The organism is Flavobacterium bizetiae, from assembly GCF_902804475.1.
GTDB lineage: Bacteria > Bacteroidota > Bacteroidia > Flavobacteriales > Flavobacteriaceae > Flavobacterium > Flavobacterium bizetiae.
Genome location: NZ_CADCSU010000039.1, coordinates 1 through 7,303 on the forward strand (window position 1 = coordinate 1; position 7,303 = coordinate 7,303).

Annotated in this window: 6 protein-coding genes; all 6 read left to right on the forward strand. The window is 36.4% G+C overall.

The window, feature by feature from the left end:
* The first annotated feature begins 162 nt into the window (after nucleotides 1-162).
* A complete protein-coding gene (locus tag FLACOL7796_RS03015) occupies nucleotides 163-2,547 on the forward strand; it encodes a TonB-dependent receptor (RefSeq protein ID WP_173969355.1) in 2,385 nt (794 codons plus the stop codon).
* A gap of 28 nt (nucleotides 2,548-2,575) precedes the next feature.
* Complete coding sequence (locus tag FLACOL7796_RS03020) at nucleotides 2,576-3,295, forward strand: HmuY family protein (protein WP_173969356.1); 720 nt, start codon at nucleotides 2,576-2,578, stop codon at nucleotides 3,293-3,295.
* A gap of 8 nt (nucleotides 3,296-3,303) precedes the next feature.
* Complete coding sequence (locus FLACOL7796_RS03025; RefSeq protein ID WP_173969357.1) at nucleotides 3,304-4,107, forward strand: HmuY family protein; 804 nt, start codon at nucleotides 3,304-3,306, stop codon at nucleotides 4,105-4,107.
* 16 nt (nucleotides 4,108-4,123) lie between these two features.
* Nucleotides 4,124-4,861 carry a DUF5018 domain-containing protein gene (locus FLACOL7796_RS03030; protein WP_173969358.1) on the forward strand — a complete coding sequence of 246 codons (738 nt, stop codon included), beginning with the start codon at nucleotides 4,124-4,126 and terminating at the stop codon, nucleotides 4,859-4,861.
* A gap of 81 nt (nucleotides 4,862-4,942) precedes the next feature.
* Entirely contained in the window at nucleotides 4,943-5,614 is a 672-nt protein-coding gene (locus FLACOL7796_RS03035) for a hypothetical protein (RefSeq protein ID WP_173969359.1), read from the forward strand.
* Between the two features lie 244 nt (nucleotides 5,615-5,858).
* On the forward strand, nucleotides 5,859-6,881 hold the full coding sequence (locus FLACOL7796_RS03040; protein ID WP_173969360.1) for a hypothetical protein: 1,023 nt from the start codon (nucleotides 5,859-5,861) through the stop codon (nucleotides 6,879-6,881).
* The last annotated feature ends 422 nt before the right edge of the window (nucleotides 6,882-7,303 follow it).

A 7,303-nucleotide genomic window follows, 5' to 3' on the forward strand; every position in this document is an offset into this window, starting at 1 on the left:
ACATTATTTAAAAGTTTAACTACTTTATTTTTCATTATTTCTCTTCCACTTCAATTGTGTAAAAAAAATACTATTAGTAAATCTTTAATTACTATTTTTACACAGTCTAAATAAGAATAGTTGCTTTGTTTTTTCGAAATTGAAGCAATCGATAAAAGATCAATGAGAAATACAAGCACCTACAGTTCTATAACAAAAATGATTATTACAGGTTTTATTCTGCTACAATGTAGTTTAATACAATCGCAAACAAATACAATAAAAGGAGTTATTTATCATTCAGAAGATCCGTTGTCAAAGGCAATGATTGTATTACAACCTGGTGATAAAATTGCAACATCTGACAGTAATGGTTCTTTCTCATTTTCCGGATTAGCAAACGGAAAATATACTTTAACGGTGACTAATATGGGATTTAAAGATTACATACACGAAATTACCTTAAACGGACATGCGGCTAAATCGCTACATATCAATATGGAAGCTGGTATTGACCTAAAAGAAGTAAGCGTAGTAAGCCGTGTTGTGAAAAATAACCCCGAAAACTTAATAAACGCCCAATACAGCGCAATGCCTGTAACTGTAATAGATCGAAAAACAATAGAATTAATGGGAAGCAGAAGGCTTGATGAAGTCTTAAAAGAACAAACCGGTATTGCGGTGGTTAACAATATAAGTGGCGGTGCAAGATCTGTTGGAGTGCAAATGCAGGGTTTTGGCAGCGAATATATAATGGTCCTTATTGACGGTCAGCCAATGGTGGGAAGAAATAACGGTAATTTTGATCTTTCCCGAATTAGTGTTTCAAACATCGAGCGTATCGAAATTATAAAAGGTGCTTCATCAAGTCTTTATGGCAGCGAAGCTCTTGGAGGTACAATTAATATCATTACAAGACACGGCGTTATCGATCCCCAAATGCAGGCTTCTTTAAGTTACGGATCACTTAATATCATAGATGCTGTAGTAGAAGGCGAAACTCCTTTTTTGCAAAATAAAGGAACCGCAAATATCGCGGCTAACTATTACAGAACAGACGGTTATAATACGAATTCTAAATACATCAAAGGAAATACTTCTCCGCCTTATGACAATTATAGTTTGCAGGGAAGATCTCGCTATCAGGTCAATGAAAAGAGCTTTCTAAGTTTAAGCGGACGTTATGGTTTGCGTCGTTCTTTTATGCAAAAGGATTTTGGTTTAGGGCATATATCAGGTGACAATCAGGACGAGCAGGATCTTAATCTTTCGCTTTCTTTTGATCATCGTTTCAATAGTAATCTTAGAAGTATTACCAGATATTATCTCACTTACTACACTGCTGATATGAGTGTCGCCTGGCAACAAACAAACAATGCAGTAAGTCAGGACGTTTTTAAACAAACGCTACACCGATTCGAACAGCAATTTTCTTATAGCAATAACAATACTTATCAGCTTGTTGGAGGTATTGGCGGAAGCGTCGAAAACATGAATGATAATGCGCTCAACAATGTAAACTCATTAGAAAATTTCTTCACTTTTGTTCAGGGCGAATGGACTCCTTTTCAGCAACTAAAAGCAGTTGGAGGACTTCGATACGATCATACCAATAATTTTGGAGGAAGGCTAAATCCTAGTTTTGGATTACAATACTTTATGACTCCAAAAATAACCTTTAAAGCCGGAATTGGTACAGGATTTAAAGCGCCTGATTTTAAAACCAATTATTTAGTGTTTTACAATTCCAGCAGTAATTATCTTGTAATTGGTAATGCTGTCCTCGCTCCTACTTTGCAGCAAATGCAGCAAGACGGACAAATAAGCGAAATTAGACAATATGTTCTCAATCAAACTGCCGGAAATTTACAAGCCGAAAAAAGCACTTCGTACAATGCAGGATTTATTACAGAACCTGCTAAAACCCTGAAAATCGAAGGAAGTGTATTTTATCATAAGATAACCAATCAAATCAACAGCATACAAGTTGCTACGGGTACCAACAACAGAATTATTTATACCTATCAGAACCTTCCTGAAGCTGTAAACAAAGGTTTTGAAATTGGCTTAAAATACAGTCCTGTAAAAAATCTTGAAATAAGCGCCGGATATCAATACTTAATTGCGAAAGACCTTAGCGTAAAAGACAGCATCAGATCAGGAAAATGGCCTTATAACCAAAACATACATGACCCTGCCACAGGAAACTCCTATAAACCACGTCCGTCTGATTATTGGGGAATTGAAAATCGTTCCCGTCATATGGCCAATGCGTCTGTTTTTTACAGTTATACGCCATGGAAACTTAATGCAAATGTCAGGGTAAACTTTAGAGGTAAATATCCTTTTGGAGATCGAAACGGAAATCAATTCATTGATAAATATGACATTTTTGTAAAAGAATATTTCCTTACGAATGCGAGTCTTGAAAAACGTCTTTTAAAAGATCATCTCAGTATCAGATTCACAGCAGACAATATCTTCAATTATACAGATCCGTTAATGCCCGGACAGCCCGGAAGAATACTTCTCGCCGGATTAAGTTATCGGTTCTTTAAAGATCAATAAAAACAAATTAAACATTAATACTTTCTAAATGATAACAAACAAAACAGTTAAAAAATACTGCACGCTGGTACTGCTTTTTACAGTAACCTTTTTTACATCATGCAGCAGTAATGAAGAGGATACAACAGCTTCTCTCACAGACGGGAAAAGTACAGTAATTAGTGATCTGGCGGGAGATACGGGAGCTTCTATGGGAGGCGGAACCGATGGTAAAGAACAAAGAAGTTTTCATACGTTTCTTTTCCGTTTTAGCGATCAGAAACAAATATGGCTTCATACAAAAGCAGATTCTCTGCAATACATGAAAACAGGCAATTGGGATCTGGCTTTTACAGGACCTTACAACAGTGAAGTTTTTGTAAATAATGCCAAATACCAATACAATCCCGGTTTTGGCGGACCAGCCGAAAAAACAGCCGTGATTTTGGTTAATGATGATTATAAAAATGTAAATCAGGCACCTACAGATGCCAGTTTTGATGCTAGTGAAGTTACTAAAATTGGCTGGGCATCTTCTGAAAGTTCTGCGGGTTGGTTTTACTATAGTTTAAGTAGTCACATTATGCAGTCTATTCCAAACAGAACGTATGCCATCAGACTTCCGAACGGAAAATATGCCAAGTTACAACTTATCAATGCTTACAAAGGCAATCCGCCTGCGGTAACAGATCTTAACTGGCCAGCACCCTATTTTACCTTTAGATATTATGTTCAAAATGACGGAAGTAAAAATTTAAACACAAAATAATTATCCAAATGAAAAAAATTAAAACCCAAATAAAAATACCACAAATTTTATTGACCGCTTTTCTTCTTATCATTACACTTACAGCATGTTCATCAGACGATAAACCAGCTGAATCAGAAAATGAAAATGGCGGAAACCCGGGAACAGAAGTACCGGACACAGGACTTTTTAATAAAGTAATACATGTAAAAAATTATGAAGGCAGTACTTCTGATGCTAATCCTACTGCTCCATCAGCAACACTTTATTATAGTCTGGAAGAAAACAAAGCTGTAGATGGTTCTTTTAAAAAGACAAAAAAATGGGATCTTGCTTTTGGCGGACTTTATGCTAGTTTTTTATCAGGAAATAATGGCAGTAATTCACAAAACAATGGCGCTCTTGCCGGCGGTAAAGGTGGTATTACCATAGTAGAAAAACCTTTTAACGAAGTCGTTGATATTCCCGCAGACAGTCAGTTTAAAACCGGTATAGATCTTATAGGAACAGATGATGCAGGTTCGTTTGGTAACGGAATTGGATGGTATTTATATGATTTTGGTGGCGAAGTGGTAACCGACGGAACTAATCCGCAAAAGGCCCACGTAGCTTATGCGCTTGGCGAACCTCTTAAAATTGCTAACGGAAAAGTTATTCCTGCCAGAACCATAATTCTTAAAACGGCAAATGGCAATTACGCTAAAATTAAAATGATATCAGTTTATAAAGATGTATATAATTCTGCCGAGTGGTTCAAGGATACTCCACATATGTTCTACACTTTCGATTATGTAATGGTGCCGGCCGGAAGCACTAAATTTTCAATTAAATAACTCTATCCAAATTAACATGACTATTAAAATTACCCCTTTAAAAACAATGCTGTTTTTTTCTTCCTTCACCCTATTTAGTTTCTTAACTGCATGCAGCAGCGAAGAAGACAGATGGACCGATGTAAAAGGAGAAACAGTCAAAGAGATCGTAACCAATCTTGATGCTAAGCGCATTATATCATTTCGCGTGGTCAATCCGGGCGAGAGTCAGGCTTTATACAGCGCTGTAGATAACGTAAAAAAAACGATTACGGTTTATCTACCGTCCTTTTACGAATACCAATATCTGGAAACCGCTATAGCATTACCGGAAAAAACGACTATTACTCCTGCTGCAACAGAATTATTACCTGTATTTAGCAAAACTCCTGTAACCTATACCACAAAAGCAGCCGACGGAACAACCGCAGTTTATACAGTAAAGATTGTGATACAACAAGCTGCATTAACTTTAAAAGAGCTATCAACCGAGACTTCTACTTTTACCGTTCAGGCAGGAGCTTCGATAAAAGTAACCGGAGAAAATTTTGTACCATCTTATGAAGTAACTAAACTTTTTATAGTAGACAAAGACGGAAACAAAAAATTGCAATTGAAGCAATACAATGACGGAGTCGATATTACAAGTTTTTATGTAATGTATTCTTTTGATGCTATCGAAACTGGTCTTCAAACCGATACTGATTACTGGCTGATGATGGAAAGCTATAATATCACTAAAACTATGAAATATCCGTTCAGGATAACTAATTAAAATTTAAGACAATAAAAAAATGCCTGTCTTCGTAGCCGGGGTAATGAAATAAGCCACTTAATCTATTTAATATAAAAAATTATGAAAAAATTAATTTTATCAATTGTAGCATTGGCTGCTATTTCAATTACATCTTGTAGCTCTGACGACCAAATTGCTGATTCACAAGCGCAAGCAAAAGAACAAGAAGTATCAAACAATCAAACGAAAAAAGCGTTACTTGATCTTTGTACTGTAACTTCAACATCTGTAACAGTAAACAGATGGCAAGCTCCATCATCAGTTGATGCAAACTGGACTCCGGTTGCTGCAACAATTGGCGGTGTAAACGTACAATGGGAAGGTATTTATGGTGCTTCTATTCGTCCTGTAGGTAATACAGGTAAATGGTACGTAGGCACAATAGACCTAACAGCAGCTTGTGATGAGTGGGGAACATGGAAAACAGCAGTAGCTGTTAAAAATGCAGCTGCTAATCTTGGTACTGCCCCAACTGACAAATACAATGTACTAGGATATAACGGTACTATCTCAGGAACTAATTACGGTTTAGGATATTACTCATACAATATCACAACACACGTTATGACTCCTGCTAAAGCAATTGTAATCTGGAAAACAAATTCAGGAACAGATGCAACATCAGTTACCAGCCCTTCATCAGCTACAGAAGCTTATTTAGTAAAAGTAACAAGCGTTGCTCCAGGTACATCAAGCAGTACAATAAGCTATAACTGGACAAAAGTATTATAATTAATAACGGCGAAAAAAAAGAACATGGGATCACGAAATGTCTACAGGTTACTTGCAGTAAAAGCTGACCGGCGATCTCTGCATATTACCCCTACCATATCATTCCCCCATGACTATCAAACGGCATTATAAATTACCGTAAGCATCGACAGTACAGGCATTTTAAAAATATAAAAGCAGACTAATCAATGCGCTGCAAAACTAATAAATAAAATCATTTAAAAATTAAATAACCCATATAATCATGGATAAAAGCAACAATACCGGTATATTTTTACATACGGCTATACTACTTTTCTTATCAACACTATTTTTTTCCTGCGATACAGAATATGTTGATAAAATAAATGACATTCCCGGCGATGTAATTAAAGTTCCCGGATATACCCAAATTGAATCGTTTACCTTTAAGGATGCCGAAAACAATGCCATAAGCGCTGCTATAACAGAGGAGAATATTCTTTTTATCTGGAGCAGTTATATGGCAATTCCGGAAACGATAAAACCAGAAATTGTTTTGGGCACAGAAGCTACTATTAGTCCGGCATTAGGCGCAGAAGTTCCGTTTAAAGATGGTACCGTATATACCGTTACTTCAAAAGCCGGTACTACAAAAAAATATACCATTAAAATCGATATTAGACAAAAAGAACCAAAAAGCTGGACATATAACAATGGAGACTTTTTAAACAAAGGTTTTCTGCAAAGAATGATCAATAACGAATCCGGAAATGGTATCGATAATTTATGGTTAAGCCTTAAAGATACAAGAGTGTATTTTGTAGCAGCTGCAGATCAAAAAACAGAATATACCGCAGAAATAGCCTATTTAGGTGTTGGAGGTCTGCCATTATTTCCAAATTATGGAGTATACTATTTTCTTCCTGAAAATATGCCTGAAGGAAAATACGATATGCGCATCAAAAATGGAGCTTTTATATTGCAAAACACCAGCGTAGACAACCGATTTAAAGTTGAGGTTGCAGAACCCGACTATTTTTCAGTAGAAAGATATGGCAGCCCTGTTGAGAAACAAATTGGGGAAACCTTCGAATTACGCGGAGGGATGATGAATACCATCACAGCCGCTGTCGTTTACAATAACAAAACCAAAACTCAAACCTATCCTCTCGAAATTGTGAGTATTACGCCGTACAGAGCTGTACTTAAAGTACCTACAGGAGTTCCGGCAGGACTCTACGATAGAATTAAATTTACTACTATTGATGGTTCTTCAATACTAAGTTATACAGTAACAGTCAAATAACAGACTCTTACTTTAAGATAAAAAAGCCTTTAGAGAAGAAATTTTCTAAAGGCTTTTTTAATTATATACTTTTCTGTAATCGTAATTTCTATGATAAAGCTTTTTTTCAGGAGCTAATCCCGCTATCCGTTCCACCCGAGCGATAGCGAACTGACGAAGTAATCTTTTGTGGCGAACACCGCCACAAAAGGATTTCCTCTTCTATCGGGGCTAGGGCAATCATTTTCATAAGAATGTTTTCTCGTATAACTTGTCATCCTGAGGAACGAAGGATCACACCAGAAACTCCGCAATCTATATCGCCAATCTTTGTAGAATCCCGCGTGTGATCCTTCGTTCCTCCTTTAGATTTGTTTTTTGAAATTTAATTAAATTTATGATTGAGAAAGGAAGCAAAAGTAAACTGTTCGTTCCTGCGAGTT

What these genes read in the sequence shown, in the direction of transcription:
- FLACOL7796_RS03015 (WP_173969355.1), top strand. Translation starts at nt 163, where the DNA reads ATGAGAAATACAAGCACCTACAGTTCTATAACAAAAATGATTATTACA.
- FLACOL7796_RS03020 (WP_173969356.1), top strand. Translation starts at nt 2,576, where the DNA reads ATGATAACAAACAAAACAGTTAAAAAATACTGCACGCTGGTACTGCTT.
- FLACOL7796_RS03025 (WP_173969357.1), top strand. Translation starts at nt 3,304, where the DNA reads ATGAAAAAAATTAAAACCCAAATAAAAATACCACAAATTTTATTGACC.
- FLACOL7796_RS03030 (WP_173969358.1), top strand. Translation starts at nt 4,124, where the DNA reads ATGACTATTAAAATTACCCCTTTAAAAACAATGCTGTTTTTTTCTTCC.
- FLACOL7796_RS03035 (WP_173969359.1), top strand. Translation starts at nt 4,943, where the DNA reads ATGAAAAAATTAATTTTATCAATTGTAGCATTGGCTGCTATTTCAATT.
- FLACOL7796_RS03040 (WP_173969360.1), top strand. Translation starts at nt 5,859, where the DNA reads ATGGATAAAAGCAACAATACCGGTATATTTTTACATACGGCTATACTA.